The 19,668-nt window shown below is 63.7% G+C and carries 13 protein-coding genes; 7 read left to right on the plus strand and 6 right to left on the minus strand.

Annotation, left to right across the window (positions count from 1 at the left end; genetic code table 11):
* The first annotated feature begins 70 nt into the window (after positions 1–70).
* Positions 71–1,270, plus strand: coding sequence for a formaldehyde dehydrogenase, glutathione-independent (fdhA, locus tag ACTYOL_RS01780; RefSeq protein WP_054892154.1), 1,200 nt, complete (start codon positions 71–73; stop codon positions 1,268–1,270).
* A gap of 172 nt (positions 1,271–1,442) precedes the next feature.
* Entirely contained in the window at positions 1,443–2,006 is a 564-nt protein-coding gene (locus ACTYOL_RS01785) for a DUF2780 domain-containing protein (protein WP_197889774.1), read from the plus strand.
* Between the two features lie 30 nt (positions 2,007–2,036).
* On the opposite strand, the gene ACTYOL_RS01790 is transcribed toward ACTYOL_RS01785, so the two are convergent.
* Positions 2,037–2,924, minus strand: a complete 888-nt coding sequence (locus ACTYOL_RS01790) for an acyltransferase (protein WP_200602897.1) — start codon at positions 2,922–2,924, stop codon at positions 2,037–2,039.
* A 194-nt stretch (positions 2,925–3,118) separates the two neighbouring features.
* Here ACTYOL_RS01790 and rloA2 point away from each other — a divergent pair, with 194 nt between their 5' ends.
* From rloA2 to creD, 4 genes are all read left to right on the plus strand, one after another.
* A complete protein-coding gene (rloA2, locus tag ACTYOL_RS01795; protein ID WP_054892157.1) occupies positions 3,119–3,622 on the plus strand; it encodes a retropepsin-like aspartic peptidase RloA2 in 504 nt (167 codons plus the stop codon).
* Between the two features lie 133 nt (positions 3,623–3,755).
* A complete protein-coding gene (gene creB, locus ACTYOL_RS01800; protein WP_112897147.1) occupies positions 3,756–4,436 on the plus strand; it encodes a two-component system response regulator CreB in 681 nt (226 codons plus the stop codon).
* Positions 4,436–5,869 (plus strand): two-component system sensor histidine kinase CreC, encoded by a 1,434-nt coding sequence (gene creC, locus ACTYOL_RS01805; RefSeq protein ID WP_444757456.1) that lies wholly within the window; start codon positions 4,436–4,438, stop codon positions 5,867–5,869. Before creB ends, creC begins: the two co-directional genes overlap by 1 nt.
* Before the next feature lie 106 nt (positions 5,870–5,975).
* Entirely contained in the window at positions 5,976–7,304 is a 1,329-nt protein-coding gene (gene creD / locus ACTYOL_RS01810) for a cell envelope integrity protein CreD (protein ID WP_444757457.1), read from the plus strand.
* A 141-nt stretch (positions 7,305–7,445) separates the two neighbouring features.
* On the opposite strand, the gene ACTYOL_RS01815 is transcribed toward creD, so the two are convergent.
* The 5 genes from ACTYOL_RS01815 to aceE form a co-directional block, all read right to left on the minus strand.
* Positions 7,446–8,060: a glutathione S-transferase gene (locus ACTYOL_RS01815; RefSeq protein ID WP_153772513.1), complete on the minus strand. Its 615-nt coding sequence runs from the start codon at positions 8,058–8,060 to the stop codon at positions 7,446–7,448.
* A gap of 7 nt (positions 8,061–8,067) precedes the next feature.
* Positions 8,068–8,736: a peptide-methionine (S)-S-oxide reductase MsrA gene (gene msrA, locus ACTYOL_RS01820; protein ID WP_054892161.1), complete on the minus strand. Its 669-nt coding sequence runs from the start codon at positions 8,734–8,736 to the stop codon at positions 8,068–8,070.
* 153 nt (positions 8,737–8,889) lie between these two features.
* On the minus strand, positions 8,890–11,583 hold the full coding sequence (locus tag ACTYOL_RS01825) for a putative bifunctional diguanylate cyclase/phosphodiesterase (protein ID WP_153772431.1): 2,694 nt from the start codon (positions 11,581–11,583) through the stop codon (positions 8,890–8,892).
* Positions 11,584–11,868: 285 nt separating this feature from the next.
* Positions 11,869–13,515 (minus strand): dihydrolipoyllysine-residue acetyltransferase, encoded by a 1,647-nt coding sequence (gene aceF / locus ACTYOL_RS01830; RefSeq protein WP_153772430.1) that lies wholly within the window; start codon positions 13,513–13,515, stop codon positions 11,869–11,871.
* 12 nt (positions 13,516–13,527) lie between these two features.
* The gene (gene aceE, locus ACTYOL_RS01835; RefSeq protein WP_054892164.1) at positions 13,528–16,173 is read right to left on the minus strand and encodes a pyruvate dehydrogenase (acetyl-transferring), homodimeric type; all 2,646 of its coding nucleotides are present in this window, start codon (positions 16,171–16,173) and stop codon (positions 13,528–13,530) included.
* A 384-nt stretch (positions 16,174–16,557) separates the two neighbouring features.
* On the opposite strand from aceE, the gene glnE reads away from it, so the two are divergent.
* Positions 16,558–19,491, plus strand: coding sequence for a bifunctional [glutamate--ammonia ligase]-adenylyl-L-tyrosine phosphorylase/[glutamate--ammonia-ligase] adenylyltransferase (gene glnE / locus ACTYOL_RS01840; RefSeq protein WP_444757458.1), 2,934 nt, complete (start codon positions 16,558–16,560; stop codon positions 19,489–19,491).
* Positions 19,492–19,668 lie beyond the last annotated feature (177 nt).

Consider the following 19,668-nt stretch of genomic DNA (forward strand, 5'->3'; position numbering starts at 1 on the left):
ACACAGGCCGCCCAAGGATGGCGGCGCTTCAACCACCGCTGCATAAATACAAATCAAGCGAGGTAAGAGCATGTCTGGTAATCGTGGAGTGGTGTATCTCGGCGCAGGCAAGGTCGAGGTGCAGAAGATCGACTACCCCAAGATGCAGGATCCGCGCGGCAAGAAGATCGAGCACGGCGTGATCCTCAAGGTGGTTTCCACCAATATCTGCGGCTCCGACCAGCACATGGTCCGTGGCCGCACCACCGCTCAGGTCGGCCTGGTGCTCGGCCATGAAATCACCGGTGAAATCGTCGAGTTGGGCCGTGATGTCGAGCGCCTGAAGATCGGCGACCTGGTGTCGGTGCCGTTCAACGTTGCTTGCGGGCGCTGCCGTTCCTGCAAGGAGATGCATACCGGCGTCTGCCTGACCGTCAACCCGGCCCGTGCCGGCGGTGCCTACGGCTATGTCGACATGGGTGACTGGACCGGCGGCCAGGCTGAATACGTGCTGGTACCGTACGCCGACTTCAACCTGCTGAAATTGCCCGACCGCGACAAGGCCATGGAGAAGATCCGTGACCTGACCTGCCTGTCCGACATCCTGCCCACCGGCTACCACGGCGCTGTCACCGCGGGCGTCGGCCCGGGCAGCACCGTCTACGTGGCTGGCGCCGGCCCGGTCGGCCTGGCCGCTGCCGCTTCGGCACGCCTGCTGGGCGCCGCGTGCGTGATCGTGGGTGACCTCAATCCGCTGCGCCTGGCCCACGCCAAGTCCCAGGGCTTCGAGGTGGTCGATCTGTCCAAGGACACGCCGCTGCACGAGCAGATCATCGACATCCTCGGCGAGCCTGAAGTGGACTGCGCCGTCGATGCAGTAGGCTTCGAAGCCCGCGGCCACGGCCATGAAGGCGCCAAGCACGAGGCTCCGGCGACCGTGCTCAACTCGCTGATGCAGGTCACCCGTGTGGCCGGCAAGATCGGTATTCCGGGCCTGTACGTGACCGAAGATCCGGGTGCGGTGGACGCGGCGGCGAAGATCGGTGCGCTGAGCATCCGCTTCGGCCTGGGCTGGGCCAAGTCGCACAGCTTCCACACCGGCCAGACCCCGACCATGAAGTACAACCGCCAGCTGATGCAGGCGATCATGTGGGATCGGATCAATATTGCCGAAGTGGTCGGTGTTCAGGTGATCAGCCTGGACCAGGCGCCGGAAGGGTACGGCGAGTTCGATGCGGGCGTGCCGAAGAAATTCGTGATCGATCCGCACAGGACCTTCAGCGCTGCCTGAGGCCTTTGGCGTCGCTTTGCGGGCCAATCGCGGGACGAGCCCGCTCCCACAGGTGGGGTGACTGCCTGTGGGGGCGGGTTCGTCCCTTACCGACATCCGGCCCGGAACAAAGCTCCAGCCCCCCAGTCCAACGCCTCGTTTCCCAGGCCATCCCGGCCTACGAGGTCCTCCGATGAAAGCATTCACCCTGGCAACCCTGATGACCCTGGCCGCAAGCCCGGTGTTCGCCTTCAACCTCAACGATGCCGCCAACGCCGTCTCGGCCATGCAGACCCCGAAAGGCCAGGTCCAGGCGCCGGCCGCCCAGGCCAATCTGCTCAATACCTTGGGCAGCGAACTGAAGATCACCCCCGAACAGGCTGTCGGCGGCGCTGGCGCCATGCTGGGCCTTGCGCGCAACAACCTGAGCAATGACGACTATGGCCAGTTGACCAAGGCGGTGCCCGGTCTTGACTTGTTGTCCGGTGCCAACGCCTTGGGCGGGCTCAACGGGCTGGGCGAGTTGCTGGGGCAGAACAGCCAGCACTCGTCGGCGCTGAGCAATGCTCTGGGCAATGTCGAGAATCGCAACGACCTGGATAACGCCTTCAAGGCGCTGGGCATGGATACCGGCATGATTGGCCAGTTCGCGCCGTTGATCCTGCAATATCTGGGGCAACAGGGCATTGCCGGCTCGTTGCTGCAGAACCTGGGCAGCCTGTGGGGCAGCCCGGCGACAGCGGTGCCGTCGGTCTGACGCTGCTGCGGGTTTCGCGCAACGCCAGGCTCAGCGCAACTCTGCGCGCAGTTGCTCGATGCGTTGATCCTTGTCTTCCCACAGCTGGTTGACCCAGGCCTGCACGGTCTGGCGAAACGCCGGATCGCTCTCGTAGTCGCCTTCGCATAATGCCGGGTCCAGCTCGCGCACGCGGATGTCGATGATGACCCGGCTGATGCTGCCGTTGAGCAGGTCCCAGAACCCTGGGGCCTTGTTGCCGGGGTAGACGATGGTCACATCGAGCAGGGCGTCGAGTTGCTCGCCCAGTGCGGCGAGCACGAAGGCGACGCCGCCGGCCTTGGGCTTGAGCAGGTGGCGGTACGGCGATTGCTGCTGTTCGCGTTTGGCTTCGGTGAAGCGCGTGCCTTCGAGGTAGTTGACCACCGTCACCGGCTGGCGCTTGAACAGCTCGCAGGCGGCCTTGGTGATTTCCAGGTCCTTGCCCTTGAGCTCGGGGTGCTTGTCGAGGAAGGCCTTGCTGTAGCGCTTCATGAAGGGGTAGTCCAGCGCCCACCAGGCCAGGCCCAGCAGCGGTACCCAGATCAGCTCCTTCTTGAGGAAGAACTTGAAGAACGGCACACGGCGGTTGAGGCTTTCGATCAGTGCGGGAATGTCGACCCAGCTCTGATGGTTGCTGACGCACAGGTAGGAGGTGTTCGCGTTCAGCGTCTCGATGCCGCGGATGTCCCATTGCGTGGGGATGCACAGGGCGAAGATGGCCTTGTCGATTTCCGACCAGGTCTCGGCGATCCACATCACCGCCCAGGAGGCATAGTCGCGACCACGGCCGGGCAGCACCAGCTTGAGCAGGGCGAAGACCATCAGCGGGCAGATCAACACGAGGGTGTTGAGCAGCAGCAGGACAGTTGTAAGGATGCCGGTCAGCAGGCGACGCATAAGGAGACTCTTGTTGTATGAAAGTGTTGTGTGAGATTTGCGGTTGGCAATGATAAGCAGGGTAACGTCCTACGCCAAACGTCCAGTGCCCAATGGAAGGTACAAATGTTTCACATTATGTTGGATAGGCTGTGACAACGAACCTATCCTCCCCGCGTAGTCTAAGCACTGTCTCATCTCAAGGAATGCTTCCCGTGAAACCACTGCTTGCCCTCCTGTCGCTGCTGGCGTTGCCGGTGATGGCCGCCGAGCCGACACTCTATGGCCGCTACGAGTACATCAAGCTCCCCGAGATCGGCCAGACCCTCAAGGCCAAGATGGATACTGGCGCGCTGACCGCATCGCTGTCGGCCAAGGATATCGAGACCTTCACCCGCGACGGCGAGGACTGGGTGCGTTTCCGCCTGGCGACCAAGGATGCCGACGGCAAGGTCTATGAACACAAGGTGGCGCGCATCAGCAAGATCAAGGCCCGCTCAGGCGATGAGGAAGACGAGGACGAACCGGCCGAGGCTGCCCGCCGCCCGGTGGTGGACCTGGAGCTGTGCCTGGGTGACGTCAAGCGTACGGTGGAGGTCAACCTGACCGACCGCAGCAACTTCAACTACCCGCTGCTGATCGGCGCCAAGGCGTTGCGTGAGTTCAAGGCGGCGGTGAACCCGGCACGGCGGTATACGGCGGACAAGCCGGACTGCTGATCGTCCGGCCTGGCCTCTCGCAGGCAAGCCCGATCCCCGCAGCTGCAGCGTCAGCCTGCAATTGTGCGAGTGGGCTTGTCCCGCGAAGGGGCTCGGTCAGACAATCGACGACCAGCCCCTCAGAGCCTCACCCATGCCCCACATCCTCATCGTCGAAGACGAGTCCGCCATCGCCGACACCCTGGTCTATGCCCTCCAGGCCGACGGCCATAGCACCGCCTGGGTGACCCTGGGCAGCGCCGCGCTCGAACAGATGCGCCAGCGCCCGGCCGACCTGGTCATCCTCGACATCGGCCTGCCAGATATCAGTGGTTTCGAAACCTGCCGCCAGCTGCGCCGCTTCAGCGAGGTGCCGGTGATGTTCCTCAGTGCCCGCGATGGTGAGATCGACCGGGTCGTAGGCTTGGAAATCGGTGCCGACGACTATGTGGTCAAGCCGTTCAGCCCGCGCGAGGTGGCTGCGCGGGTGCGGGCGATCCTCAAGCGCATGGCGCCCAGAGCCGAGACGGCAGTCGATGCGAAGCTGTTCGAGGTCGATACGCTGGGGATGCGCATCCTCTATCGTGGCCAGGCGCTGACGCTTACTCGCCATGAATTCCGCTTGCTGCAATGCCTGCTCGAGCAACCACGTCGGGTGTTCAGCCGCGAGCAATTGCTCGACGGGCTGGGCGTGGCTTCAGATGCCGGTTACGAGCGAACCATCGACAGCCACATCAAGAGCCTGCGCGCCAAGTTGCGCCTGGTGTCTGGCGATGCCGAACCGATCCAGACCCATCGCGGCCTGGGCTATAGCTACAGCCCGGATCACGCCTGATGCGCCTGGGGATCCGGATCTTTCTGGTGTACTTCCTGTTCGTCGGGTTGTCGGGTTACTTCCTGCTCAATACCGTGCGCGAACAGATTCGCCCGGTGGTCCGCCAGTCTTCCGAAGAAACCCTGGTGGACACCGCCAACCTGTTGGCAGAAATCCTTCACGATGACGTCATGGCCGGCACGCTTGGGCAAAGTCGTCTGCCTCAAGTGCTCGAGTCCTACGGGCAGCGCCGCCCAGGTGCGGATATCTGGGGGCTGGCGAAAAACCAGGTCAGCCACCGTATCTATGTCACCGACGCCAAGGGCATCGTCCTGCTCGACTCCAGTGGGCAGGCCCTGGGCAAGGATTACTCGCGCTGGAACGACGTCTACCTGACCCTGCGCGGCCAATATGGCGCGCGTTCGACCCGCAGCGACCCGGACGACGAAAGCACCTCGGTGATGCATGTGGCGGCACCGATCATGGACAACGGCCAGGTCATCGGTGTGGTGACGGTGGCCAAGCCCAACAGTTCGCTACAGCCCTATATCGACCGCTCCGAGCAACGTTTGCTGACGCTCGGCCTGGGGTTGATCGTGCTTGGGCTGTTGGTGGGCGCTGCGCTGTCCTGGTGGCTGGCGCGGTCGTTGCGCCGTCTCACCCGGTACGCCCAGGCGGTGAGTGAGGGCGAGCGCGCGGCGCTGCCGCACTACAAGGGCGGTGAACTGCTGCAACTGGCCACGGCGGTGGAGCGCATGCGCACCCAGTTGGAGGGCAAGGCGTATGTCGAGCGCTATGTGCATACCCTCACCCATGAGCTGAAAAGCCCGCTGGCGGCGATTCGTGGGGCTTCCGAGCTGTTGCAGGGGCCGATGCCGGATGAGCAGCGGGCGCGTTTTGCCGGCAATATCGAGCGCGAGAGCGAGCGTTTGCAGCAGATGATCGAGCGCTTGCTCAACCTGGCGCGGGTCGAGCAGATGCAGGCGCTGGAAGACGAGCAGCAGGTGCCGCTCGCTGCGCTGGTCGACGAGTTGCTGCACGGGTATGCGGCGCGGATCGACAGTGCCGGATTGCAGATCAGGCAACAGGTGACGGGCGGGGTGTTGTTGCTGTGCGACCCCTTCCTGCTGCGTCAGGCGCTGGCAAACCTGGTGGACAACGCACTCGACTTCACGCCGGCAGGCGGCACCTTGTCGTTCGAGCTGGTGCACGACGGCGATCGGGTCGCGTTGAGCCTGTTCAACCAGGGGGAGGCGATTCCGGATTACGCCATCGAGCGGGTCAGCGAGCGCTTCTATTCCCTGCCGCGGCCAGGCACCGGACGCAAGAGCACCGGGCTTGGGCTCAACTTTGTCGAGGAAGTGATGCAACTGCATGGCGGAGCGCTGGCGGTGGATAACGTCGAGGGCGGGGTGCGGGTCAGGCTGTGGCTGCCTGCGCGGCGCATGAGCTGATTCCTGCTGTCCGCCTCGTCATCTCCACACAATCTGCACAAACCCTCCCTATCGGCTCCATGTGCGCGGCGCAAGCTGCGCCCATCACAACTGGAGCCAAAGCCCCATGAACAAGCCCCTGAGTTTCAAGCTCGGCATGATCGTCCTGCTGATGCTGCTGTTATTGATCCCTCTGTTGATGATCAGTGGCCTGATCGATGAACGTCAGGCCGTGCGCGATGGTGTGCTGCAGGACATCGCCCAGAGTTCGAGCTTCGACCAGCAGATCAGCGGACCGCTGCTGGTGGTGCCGTATCGCAAGTACCAGCGCCGCTGGATCGACAAGGACGGCAAGAGTGTGCAGGAAACCAGCACCGTCAGCGGCCACCTGTACTTCCTGCCGGAAACCTTCGAGGTCGACAGCCAGGTCGATACCGAACTGCGCGCCCGCGGCATTTACCAGGCGCGGTTGTTCCATGCCAGGAACCGTGTCAGTGGCCGCTTCAAGCTGCCTGAGCGCTGGGGCGTCGACAAGGACTACGAAGACTACCGGTTCGACAAGCCGTTCATGGTGGTGGGCATCAGCGATATCCGAGGCATCGAGAATGCCCTGGAACTGAGCCTCGACGATCAGCGCCTGCCGTTCGAAGCAGGCACCGGCCTGGACTGGATGGCCGGTGGAGTGCACGTCACCCTGCCGGGGCTGGATGGCCAGGCTGCCCGCGAGTTCGGCTATGCCTTCGACCTGGCGTTGCAGGGCACCGGACAACTCCATGTGCTGCCAGTGGGGCGCAGCAGCCGGGTCGAGATGCACGCCAACTGGCCCCATCCGAGCTTCATCGGCAGCTACTTGCCGGCCAGCCGTGAGATCGATGCCCAGGGTTTCACCGCGCGCTGGCAGACCTCGTTCTTTGCCACCAACCTGGAAGACGCGCTGCGCCAATGCGCCGGTGCGGACAAGTGCGCGGATTTCAGTGGGCGCACCTTCGGTGTGAGCTTCGTCGATCCGGTGGACCAGTACCTCAGGAGCGAGCGTGCGATCAAGTATGCGCTGCTGTTCATCGCACTGACCTTTGCAGGCTTCTTCCTGTTCGAGGTGTTGAAGAACCTCAGCGTGCACCCGATGCAATACGTGCTGGTGGGGGCGGCGCTGGCGCTGTTCTACCTGTTGCTGTTGTCACTGTCGGAACACCTGGGTTTTGGCCTGGCGTATGGCTTGTCGGCAGGGGCCTGCGTGCTGCTGATCGGCTTTTACTTGAGCCATGTGCTGCACAGCCCGGTACGCGGGGCGGGTTTTGCTGCGGGGTTGGCGGCGCTGTATGGGCTGCTGTACGGGCTGCTGAGCGCCGAGGACTATGCGCTGTTGATGGGCTCGCTGCTGTGCTTTGGCTTGCTTGGCGTGTTCATGGTGCTGACCCGGCGGCTGGACTGGTCGCGGGTGGGGAGGGCGGCATGAGAGAGGACAAGGCAATCGGGCGCTGGCTGGCGGTTCGGGTGGGGGCGTTGTTTCCTGCCAGGCCGGGGTGAAGCATTCGCGGACAGGCTGGCTCCTACAGAGGGGATATGTCTGTGGGAGGGGCTTGCCCGCGAAGGGGTTTCAGGCGACCGGCACGGTAGCCAGCATCGACGCGCGCTGGCTCACTTGGGCATACCATTCAGCCAGCCCAGGCTGTTGTTCACGCCAGCCGAACTCCGGCTGGCGCAGGTCCAGGTAGCCCAGCGCGCAGGCCACGCCGATCGCGGCGATATCGAAGCCGGAGGCGATCTCTGCCAGGTGATGCTGCTCGAGATCCGCCAGGCCTCGGCGGATTTTCTGTGACTGCGCCTGCAGCCAGCCATCCCAGCGCTTGTCCTCAGGACGCAGGAAGCTTTCATAGCGGCTCGACACCGCCGCATCCATGATCGCATCGGCCTGGGAGGCCAGGGTCAGGCGCCGCCAGCGCGCTGAGCCCTCGTGGGGGATCAGCGGGTTGCCGACGTGCTGGCTGTCGAGGTACTCGCAGATCACCCGGCTGTCGTGCAGCACGCTACCGTCTTCCAGGCGCAGGGCCGGGATCTTGCCGATCGGATTGTCCTGGTTGAGCTGCTCGTCACCGCTCACCGGGCTGATGTTGACGGTTTGCAGGCGTACGCGGTCGAGCTGACCGGTCTCGTGCAGCACCAGCAAGACCTTGCGCACGAAAGGCGACAGCGGCGCATGGAACAGCACCATACCCATGTCAATTACCCTGCAGGCTGGGCGGCAGGCACACGCCAGTGCCACCGATGCCGCAATAGCCTTCGGGGTTCTTGGCCAGGTACTGCTGGTGGTAGGCCTCGGCGAAGTACACGGTCGGCGCCTGGTCGATCTCGGTGGTGATCTCACCGAAACCGGCTTTGTTCAGCTCGGCCTGGAATGCATCGCGGCTGGCCTTGGCCAGCTCCAATTGCTCGGGCGAGGTGCAATAGATGGCCGAGCGGTACTGGGTGCCGATGTCGTTACCCTGGCGCATGCCCTGGGTCGGATTGTGCAGTTCCCAGAACATCGCCAGCAGTTCGCGGTAGCTGACCTTGTCCTTGTCGAACACCACCAGTACCACCTCGGTGTGGCCGGTCAGCCCCGAGCAGACCTCTTCGTAGGTCGGGTTCGGGGTGAAGCCGCCGGCGTAGCCGACCACGGTGCTGACCACGCCTTCACGCTGCCAGAAGCGTCGTTCGGCGCCCCAGAAGCAGCCCAGGCCGAAGATGGCGAAGTCGATGCTGCCCTCGAAGAATGGGCCGAGCAGCGGGGTGCCTTCGAACACGTAGTGGAATTCGGGCAGGGGCATGGGAGTTTCGCGGCCGGGCAGGGCCTGTTCGGCAGTGGGCATGACGTTTTTGTTCACGAGGATTTCCGAGCGCAGGACCATGATTGTTCCTCTGTCTGACAGTGGGAGCGTTTGTGGCTTGTTCGCGGGCAAGCCCGCTCCTGCAGGGTTGCATTGCAGCCTGCCATTGTAGGAGCGGGCTTGCCCGCGAAGAGGCCCGCATGGCCCCTATAGTGCCCGAGGTTTGCGCGCCTGTCAGGCCACCGGCCCGCGCGGGTAGCGCCTGAGCTTGTCGACCAGCTCGCGCCCCGGGATTGGCCGGTCGAACAGGTAGCCCTGGCCGACGTCGCAGCGGTGGCGACGCAGGAATGCCAGCTGTTCGGAGGTCTCGATGCCTTCGGCGACCACCTTGAGCTTGAGGTTGTGGGCCATGGCCACCACCGCCGAGGTGATCTCCATGTCGTCCTGGTTGGCGGGAATCTCACTGATGAAGCTGCGATCGATCTTGATGATGTCGATGGGAAACTTCTTCAGGTAGCTCAGCGATGAATAGCCGGTACCGAAGTCATCCATGGCCAGGGTCAGACCCAGCTGCTTGAGCTCGTCGAGCTGGCGCCGGGTGTCTTCGGTGGCTTCAAGCAGCAGGCCCTCGGTCAGCTCCAGCTCCAGCAGGTGCGGGGGTAGCGCTTCTTCCTTGAGAATGGCGCCAATCGAGCTGACCAGCTCTGGGTCGGAAAACTGCTTGGGCGACAGGTTGATCGCCACGTGCAGGTTGCCCATGCCGGCCTCGCGCAATTCCTGGCTCATGCGGCACGACTGGCGCACCACCCATTTGCCTATGGGGATGATCAGGCCGGTCTCCTCGGCCACGCTGATGAACTGGTCGGGGCGGATCATGCCGCGCTCGGGGTGGTTCCAGCGCAGCAGCGCCTCCAGGCCCAGCAGGCGACCACTGCGCAGGCACAGCTTGGGCTGGTAGAAGACCTCCAGCTCGTTCTGGGTCAGGGCCCGGCGCAGGTTGTTCTCGACGAACAGCTTGTAGCTGGCCTCGGCGTTGAGCACTTCGGTGAACACCTGGACCTGATGCTTGCCGTTGGCCTTGGCCTTGTGCAGGGCCAGGCCTGCGTTCTTCATCAGGGTCTGCGGGTCGGCGCCGTGCAGGGGCGCGCAGGCCAGGCCCACGGAGGCGGTGACGTTGATCAACTGGTTGTCGACGAACATGGGTTTGTCGAGGGTGCGCAGCAACTGCTGGGCGATGTTCTGGCCGTCTTCGAGGCTGGTGTCGTCCAGCAGCACGGCGAACTCGTTGCTGGCAAAGCGCGCCAGGCTGCCACCGCTGCTGAGGCTATTGCGCAGACGGCGGGCCAGGCTGATCAGCAGCTTGTCGCCGGTCTGGTGGCCGAGGCTGTCGTTGATCCGCTTGAAGTTATCGATGTCGACCAGCAGCAGGCAGATCGGGCTGTCGCCGTCGCGAGCGAAGCGTTCGTCGAGGCTGCGGATGAACGCCGGGCGGTTGCCCAGGCTGGTGAGGTTGTCGGTGTAGGCCAGGCGCTCGATGCGTTGCTGGGCAAGCTTGCTTTGAGTGACGTCTTCGTAGATGCCGATGTAGTGGGTCAGCTCGCGGTTGTCGCCATACACCTTGGAAATCGACAACTGGCCCCAGTAGGGCTCCAGGCTCTTGCGCCGGCTCTTGAATTCACCTTGCCAGCTGTTGCCCATGGCCAGGCTCGACGGTGAGTCGAACAGGATCTGGCTGAGGTTTTCCAGTGCCGGCAGCTCGGCCAGGTGGTGGCCCTGAACTTCTTCGGTGCTGTACTGGGTAATGGCGGTGAAGCTTGGGTTGACGTACTCCACCACCCCGTCGCGGTTGACCAGCAGGAAGGCGCTGGCGCTCTGCTCTACCGCACGTTGGAACAGGTGCAGGGCGCTGGTGGCGGTGCGGCGGTTGTGATTGGTGATGACCTGGGCGAACTGGTCGGCCAGCTCACCGGCAAAGGCGATTTCGTCGGATTGCCAGGCCCGCGGCTGGCCGGTCTGCTCCAGACAGAGCACGCCGACTACCTGGCCGTCGACGCGGATACTGGCATCGAGCATGGCATTGTCAGCGGTGTTGAGCAGGCCCTGGACCATGTCCCGGGTGCGTGGGTCATGGCTGGCGTTATGGGCGTCGATGGCGCGGCTGGCGTGCAGGGCGTCGAGGTAATCCGGGTAGTGGCTGGCGTCGATCGGCTGCGGCAGGCGGTGGGCCTGCTCATGCTGGAACCAGGCGGTGATCGGCTCCAGGCGTTGCTCGTTGAGGTACCAGATGCTGGCGCAGTCGAGCTTGTAGATTTCGCAGGCGCTACGGGTGATCAGTTCAGCCGCTTCGAGCAAGGAGTTGCTGGCGCTGTAGCGCTGGCGTGCCAGGCGCAGGATCAGGTCCTGCTGGGCACGCACCCGCTCCAGGTGTTCGAGTTGCTCTTGCTGGGCGCGCTGGTTGAGTTGCAGGGCCAGCTGCAGGCGGCTGTTGCGTGACTCAAGATCGTTTGCGTCCTGGCCCGGGGTCTCTTCGGCCTGGTCGTCCAGCACCGTGAGGTAGCCGCGCAGCAGCTGGCGATTGTGCTGCTTGTAGGCCTCGCCGACTTCCAGCAAGCGCAGTGGCCCGGAACCCGCGTGCAGGGTATAGCGCACGCGGTAGTGGTTGCGCCGCGACAGTTGCAGTTGGATCTCGTCATGCAGCTTGTAGCGCGCTTCAGGCTCCATGAGGCTGGCATAGGGCGAGCCGATCAGGGCGCAGAGCTCGGCCGCGGGCAGGCCGAACTGGCGATCGCAGCCAGGGTCGAGGTAGAGCATCGCCCAACTGGCTTCGTTCAGCCGCTCGAAACGCAGCATCCCGAGCCGCGAGGGCACGGGTAACTGCGTCACGACCTCGGCCGCCACACGGCTGGCGGCATCGGGTTGGCTTTTCATCGAAGACTCGCTTGAACAAGGCGTTTGGCGCGGTATGCCGCAGGTAAGCGGCGGCGCGTTGAGCAAGGGTGCATCATGTCCCGTGGGCTGGCAAGCGGCCATATGGGGCAGCGTATACAGGTTGTCGGCTGGGCGTGGGAAATCTGAAGCTTGTGCGCCTCGCGGCCCCTTCATGGGGAGGGTGTTTCCAGGCAAAAAAAGCCCCGCCAGGGGCGGGGTTGAGGTACGAGCGTGGCAGCTCGAAATCGGTACCGCCTCCCCGGTTGGGGGAGGCGGGGTGCAGCATTACAGCAGCAGCGTGCGGATGTCCGTCAGCAGGTCGCCCAGGCGCTTGGTGAAGCGCGCAGCGGCAGCGCCGTTGATCACACGGTGATCGTAGGACAGCGACAGCGGCAGCATCAGCTTCGGCTGGAAGGCCTTGCCGTCCCAGACTGGCTGGATGGTCGCCTTGGAAACACCGAGGATTGCCACTTCCGGCGCGTTGACGATCGGCGTGAAGCCGGTGCCGCCAATGTGACCGAGGCTGGAGATGGTGAAGCAGGCACCCTGCATGTCGTCGGCCGACAGCTTCTTGGTGCGGGCTTTTTCAGCCAGCGCAGCTGCTTCGCCAGCCAGTTGCAGCAGGCTCTTCTGGTCGACGTTCTTGATCACAGGGACCAGCAGGCCATCCGGGGTGTCCACGGCGAAGCCGACGTTGACGTACTTCTTGCGGATGATGGCCTTGCCGCTCGGCGCCAGCGAACTGTTGAAGTCCGGCAGCTCCTTGAGCAGGTGGGCACAGGCCTTGAGCAGCAGCGGCAGAACGGTCAGCTTGACGCCGGCCTTCTCCGCCACGGCCTTCTGCGCAACGCGGAAGGCTTCCAGCTCGGTGATGTCGGCGGAATCGAACTGGGTCACGTGCGGCACGTTCAGCCAGCTGCGGTGCAGGTTGGCAGCACCGACCTGCATCAGGCGGGTCAGGGCGACTTCCTCGACTTCACCGAACTTGCTGAAGTCCACGGCCGGGATCGGCGGGATGCCGGCACCACCGGTCGCGCCGGCGGCTGCCGGTGCTTCCTTGGCCTTCTGCATCATCGCCTTGACGTAGACCTGCACGTCTTCTTTCAGGATGCGGCCGTGCGGGCCAGTGGCGGCAACAGCGCCCAGGTCGACACCGAATTCACGCGCCAGCTGACGAACGGCAGGGCCTGCGTGAACCTTGGCGTTGCTGCCAGCAGCCGGTGCGGTGGCAACCGGTGCAGGGGCAGCAGCTGGGGCGGCAGCAGCGGGTGCGGCGGCCGGAGCAGCTTCGGCCTTGGCGGCTTCGGGGGCAGCAGCAGGTGCCGGCGCGGCAGCCGGAGCTGCGCCCGCGACTTTCAGCTTGAAGATCAGGTCGCCAGTGCCGACTTCATCTTCCAGCTTGCACAGGACTTCCTCGACCACGCCAGCGGCAGGCGATGGGATTTCCATGGAAGCCTTGTCGGATTCCAGGGTGATCAGCGACTGGTCGGCTTCGACGGTGTCGCCGACCTTGACCAGCACTTCGATGATCTTGGCCTTGCCCGACGAACCGATATCCGGCACGTGGATATCCTGCACGCTGGCGGCGGCCGGTGCTGCGGCAGGCGCAGGAGCAGGGGCGGCTTCAGCGGCGGGTGCTGCGGCCGCAGGGGCAGCAGCAGCCGGGGCGGCGGCCGGAGCCTCAGGCGCCGCAGCGGCGCCCTCGGCTTCCAGGACCAGCAGTTCGTCGCCTTCTTTCAGGCGATCGCCCAGCTTGACCTTCAGCTCCTTGATGACGCCGGCCTTGGGGGCCGGGATCTCCATGGAGGCCTTGTCCGACTCCAGGGTCAGCAGGCTCTGGTCCGCCTCGATGCGGTCGCCGACCTTGACGAACAGTTCGATGATTTCACCTTCACCGCTGCCGATGTCAGGTACGCGAATGAGTTCGCTCACTTAAGTTACTCCTCAGCAGTCCAGTGGGTTGCGCTTGTCCGGGTCGATGCCGAACTTGACGATGGCGTCAGCGACAACCTTCGGTTCGATCTCGCCACGGTCAGCCAGGGCTTCCAGGGCAGCCAGCACCACGAAGTGACGGTCGACTTCGAAGAAGTGACGCAGCTTCTTGCGGCTGTCGCTGCGACCGTAGCCATCGGTACCCAGGACCTTGAACTCTTTGCTTGGTACCCACTGGCGAATCTGCTCGGCGAACAGCTTCATGTAGTCGGTGGAGGCGATGACCGGACCCTTGCGACCGCTCAGGCACTGCTCGACGTAGGTCTGCTGTGGCTTCTGGCCAGGCTTGAGGCGGTTGGCGCGTTCCACGGCCAGGCCGTCGCGACGCAGTTCGTTGAAGCTGGTGACGCTCCACACATCGGCACCGATGTTGAACTCTTCACGCAGGATCTTCGCCGCTTCGCGGACTTCACGCAGGATGGTGCCGGAGCCCATCAGCTGAACGTGGTGCGCCGCTTCGCGGGTGTCTTCTTCCAGCAGGTACATGCCCTTGATGATGCCTTCCTCGGCACCGGCCGGGATGGCAGGCTGCTGGTAGGATTCGTTCATCACGGTGATGTAGTAGAAGATGTCCTGTTGCTCTTCGGTCATCTTCTTCATGCCGTCCTGGATGATCACCGCCAGCTCGTAGCCGTAGGTCGGATCGTAGGTGCGGCAGTTCGGGATGGTGCCCGCCATCATGTGGCTGTGACCGTCTTCGTGCTGCAGGCCTTCGCCGTTCAGCGTGGTACGGCCGGCGGTACCGCCGATCAGGAAGCCACGGGTGCGGCTGTCGCCAGCGGCCCAGGCGAGGTCGCCGATACGCTGGAAGCCGAACATCGAGTAGAAGATGTAGAACGGCAGCATCGGCTGGTTGTGGCAGCTGTACGAAGTACCGGCAGCGATGAAGGACGACATGGCGCCGGCTTCGTTGATGCCTTCTTCGAGGATCTGGCCCTTCTTGTCCTCGCGGTAGAACATCACCTGGTCTTTATCGACTGGCTCGTAGAGCTGGCCGACCGACGAGTAGATGCCCAGCTGGCGGAACATGCCTTCCATACCGAAGGTACGGGCTTCGTCCGGGATGATCGGGACGATGCGCTGGCCGATTTCCTTGTCCTTGACCAGTTGCGCCAGGATGCGCACGAAGGCCATGGTGGTGGAGATTTCGCGGTCACCCGAGCCGTCGAGGATCGCTTTGAGCGTCTCCAGTGGCGGGGTCGGAACGCTGAAGCTCTTGGCGCGGCGTTGTGGCACGAAGCCACCCAGTGCGGCGCGACGCTCGGCCAGGTACTTGGCTTCGGCAGAACCTTCTTCAGGCTTGAAGAACGGCAGGTTCTCGAGGTCGGCGTCCTTGACCGGAATGTCGAAGCGGTCGCGGAAGTGACGGAGGCTGTCGACGTCGACTTTCTTGGTGTTGTGCGCGGTGTTCTTGGCTTCGCCAGCACCGGTACCGTAACCCTTGATGGTCTTGGCCAGGATGACGGTCGGCTGCTCTTTGTGGTTCACAGCCTGGTGGTACGCCGCGTAGACCTTGTACGGGTCGTGGCCGCCACGGTTGAGCTTCCAGATCTCGTCGTCGGACAGGTCTTCGACCATGGCCTTGAGCTCTGGGGTGTTGAAGAAGTTCTCACGGACGTACGCGCCGTCCTTGGCCTTGTAGTTCTGGTACTCGCCGTCGATGACTTCGTCCATGCGGCGCTGCAGGGCACCGTTGGTGTCCTTGGCCAGCAGTGGGTCCCAGAAGCGGCCCCAGACGACCTTGTTGACGTTCCAGCCACCGCCACGGAAGACGCCTTCGAGTTCCTGGATGATCTTGCCGTTGCCGCGAACCGGGCCGTCGAGGCGCTGCAGGTTGCAGTTGATGACGAAGATCAGGTTGTCCAGCTTCTCGCGGCCGGCCAGGGCGATCGCGCCCAGGGATTCCGGCTCGTCGCACTCGCCGTCGCCCATGAAGCACCAGACCTTCTGCTTGCCGGCCGGGATGAAGCCGCGGGCTTCCAGGTACTTCATGAAGCGTGCCTGGTAGATCGCCTGGATCGGACCCAGACCCATCGAAACGGTCGGGAACTGCCAGAAGTCAGGCATCAGCCATGGGTGCGGGTACGAAGACAGGCCGTTGCCGTCCACTTCCTGGCGGAAGTTGTTCATCTGCTCTTCGCTGATGCGGCCTTCCATGAAGGCGCGGGCGTAGACGCCTGGCGAAGCGTGGCCCTGGAAGAAGATCAGGTCGCCGCCGTGTTCTTCGGTCGGGGCCTGGAAGAAGTAGTTGAAGCCGATGTCGTAGAGGGTGGCGCTGGAGGCGAAGCTCGAGATGTGTCCGCCCAGGTCCGAGTCCTTCAGGTTGGTGCGCATGACCATGGCCAAGGCGTTCCAACGCACCATCGAGCGAATGCGGCGTTCCATGAACAGGTCGCCAGGCATGCGTGCTTCGTGGGTGACAGGGATGGTGTTGCGGTATGGCGTGGTGATCGCGTAAGGCAGCTGGGAACCACTGCGGGTGGCCAGCTCGCCCATGCGGGTCATCAGGTAATGAGCGCGGTCTTCGCCTTCTTTGTCGAGGACCGACTCCAGGGCATCCAGCCATTCCTGGGTTTCGATAGGATCGAGGTCTTGCATGGCTTGCTCCAGGGCGGAAAGGCAACCAGAATCGGAAGCCTGAGTTTGCGACTGGCCTTTTGGGCAGACGTCGTGAATTCTTGGATTTGCCGGACAGTCATCCGGCGCCGTGTAGTTTTACTACAAATGCTTCGGCATTTCATGCTTTTGAGCAGTCGGGGGAGTAGTAATACTACAGAAAAACGGCTTGTGGCCGCCTTTCGGGTTGTGGAGAAAAACGTTCCTGTTGGTTGGTATCGCAATGGCACAAGAGGTTTCTTGATGTTTCGTACCAATGATTTGAGTTTTTCAGCTATTTACAACTTTTGTATGACAGTCCAACCGCGGTCCGTCCCTCTTTCGCCTGCACTCACCCCTCTCATTCACGCCGATCAAGGATAGACCATGCGCCTGCCTTTGCCGCTCCATCTGCCTGGCGCCCTGCAACCGCTGGTCGCCCGTAACCGACAATTCCTGCAGGAGGCGCTGGCGGCGCATCCGGATCTTGATCCAGACAGTTGGAGCGCGGCGCATCGCCTGCAGTTCGATCAGGTGGCTGCAGCCAGTGATTTCGTCCTCGAGCAGGCGCAGCGCGAACCGGCAACGCTGTTCGAGCTGCTCGCCAGCGGCGAAATGGATCGCCCCTATGGCCCCGGCCAGTTGCGTGCCCATATAAAAGCTGCCGCAGACGCGGCCCAGAGCGAAGACGAGCTGGCGCGCAACTTGCGCCGTGCGCGCAATCGCCAGCAGGTGCGGATCATCTGGCGCGACATCACCCGCCAGGCCGAACTGGGCGAGACCTGCCGCGACCTGTCCGAGCTTGCCGACGCCTCGATCGACGAAGCCTATCAATGGCTGTATCCGCGTCATTGCCAGCAGTTCGGCACGCCGATCGGCAACCGCACTGGCCAGCCGCAGCACATGGTGGTGCTGGGCATGGGCAAGCTGGGCGCGGTGGAGCTCAACCTGTCGTCGGACATCGACCTGATCTTCGCCTTCCCTGAAGGCGGCGAGACCGAAGGGGTCAAGCGCTCGCTGGATAACCAGGAGTTTTTCACCCGCCTCGGGCAACGCCTGATCAAGGCGCTTGACCCGGTCACTGTCGACGGTTTCGTGTTCCGCGTCGACATGCGCCTGCGCCCCTATGGCTCGGCCGGCGCGTTGGTGCTCTCGTTCAATGCCCTGGAGCAGTACTACCAGGATCAGGGGCGCGATTGGGAACGCTACGCCATGATCAAGGCCCGCGTGGTGGCGGGCGACCAGGTGGCCGGGGCGCAGTTGCAGGAGATGTTGCGACCGTTCGTCTATCGGCGCTACCTGGATTTTTCTGCCATCGAGGCGCTGCGCACCATGAAGCAGCTGATCCAGCAGGAAGTGCGGCGCAAGGGCATGGCAGAGAACATCAAGCTCGGTGCTGGTGGCATCCGTGAGGTCGAGTTCATCGCCCAGGCCTTCCAGCTGATCCACGGCGGGCGCGATCTGAGCCTGCAGCAGCGGCCGCTGCTCAAGGTCCTGGCAACGCTCGAGGGGCAGGGTTACCTGCCACCGGCAGTGGTAAGCGAACTGCGTGATGGGTACCAGTTCCTGCGTTACACCGAGCACGCGATCCAAGCCATCGCCGACCGCCAGACCCAGATGCTGCCGGACTCGGAGCTCGACCGCGAACGGGTCGCCTACATCCTTGGCTTTGCCGACTGGCAGGCGTTCCACGACCAACTGATGCAGTGGCGCGGCCGGGTCGACTGGCACTTCCGCCAGGTCATCGCCGATCCTGATGAAGAGGAAACCGAGGGCGAGCTGGTAGTGGGCGGCGAGTGGTCGCCGCTGTGGGAGCAGGCGCAGGACGAGGAGGCCGCCGGTCGCCAACTGGAAGAGGCCGGGTTCAAGCAGTCGGGCGAGGCCCTGCGTCGTTTGGCCTCCTTGCGTGCCAGCCCGTCGCTGCGTTCGATGCAGCGCATTGGCCGCGAGCGTCTGGACGCCTTCATTCCACGCCTGCTGGCGCAGACTGTAGAGCACCAGAACCCTGACCTGGTGCTCGAGCGAGTGCTCCCCTTGGTGGAAGCGGTGGCGCGGCGTTCGGCTTACCTGGTGCTGCTGACCGAAAACCCAGGCGCCTTGCGCCGTCTGTTGACCTTGTGCGCCGCCAGCCCCTGGATCGCCGAGCAGATCACGCGCTTCCCGCTGCTGCTCGACGAACTGCTCAACGAAGGCCGCCTGTTCAGCCCGCCGCTGGCGCCTGAGCTGGCGTCGGAGTTGCGCGAGAGATTGACGCGCATTCCCGAGGACGACCTGGAGCAGCAGATGGAGGCCCTGCGTCACTTCAAGCTGGCCCACAGCTTGCGGGTGGCGGCATCTGAAATCAGTGGCAACCTGCCCTTGATGAAGGTCAGCGACTACCTGACCTGGCTGGCCGAGGCCATCCTCGACCAGGTGCTGGCCTTGGCCTGGCGTCAGACGGTGGCCCGTCATGGCCAGCCCAAGCGCAGTGATGGCACCCTGTGCGACCCAAGTTTCATCATCGTCGGCTACGGCAAGGTCGGCGGCATCGAACTGGGGCATGGCTCGGACCTGGACCTCGTATTCATCCACGACGGCGACCCGAACGCCGAGACCGATGGCGCCAAGCCCATCGACGGCGCGCAGTTCTACACCCGCCTGGGCCAGCGCATCATTCACCTGCTGACTACCCAGACCAACTCCGGCCAGCTTTATGATGTGGACATGCGCCTGCGCCCCTCCGGTGCGTCGGGGCTATTGGTCAGTTCGCTCGGGGCCTTCGAGCGCTACCAGCAGAACGAGGCCTGGACCTGGGAACACCAGGCCCTGGTGCGGGCGCGTGTGCTGGTGGGCTGCAAGCAGGTAGGCAGTGCTTTCGAAGCGGTACGTGCCGGCGTGCTGGGCAAGGCCCGCGATCTCGACGCGCTGCGTCAGGAGGTCAGCGAGATGCGCGCCAAGATGCGCGCCAGCCTGGGCAGCAAGAGCACCGTTGCCGGTACCGCCGACAACGCCTTCGAGCCCGGCCAGCCGTTCGATATCAAGCAGGATGCCGGTGGTATCGTGGATATCGAATTTATGGTGCAATACGCCGCTTTGGCCTGGTCTCACGACCATCCGGATCTGCTGCGCTGGACCGATAACATTCGCATCCTCGAAGAGTTGGAGCAGGCCGGGTTGATGCCCGCCGAAGACGCGATTTTGTTGCGCGAGGTGTACAAGACCTTCCGCTCCGCCTCCCACCGCCAGGCACTGCAGAAACAGGCCGGGGTGATCGATGCCGGGCAGCTTGTCGATGAGCGCCGCGAGGTGCGGCGGATCTGGGGTGGGCTGGGTCTGAGCTGATTACCGCGCTGGCTTCTTCGCGGGCAAGCCCGGTCCCACAGGTACACCACAGCACTCAAGATCTGTGTGGTACCTGTGGGACCGGGCTTGCCCGCGAATGAGGCATGTCAGTGGTACACTGTCCGCCACATAGCCTGAATATAAAGAGGGGAGGCCAGGTTGTAGAGCAGCCTGCAG

The sequence above is a fragment of the Pseudomonas sp. A014 genome (genome assembly GCF_052378495.1).
GTDB lineage: Bacteria > Pseudomonadota > Gammaproteobacteria > Pseudomonadales > Pseudomonadaceae > Aquipseudomonas > Aquipseudomonas machongensis.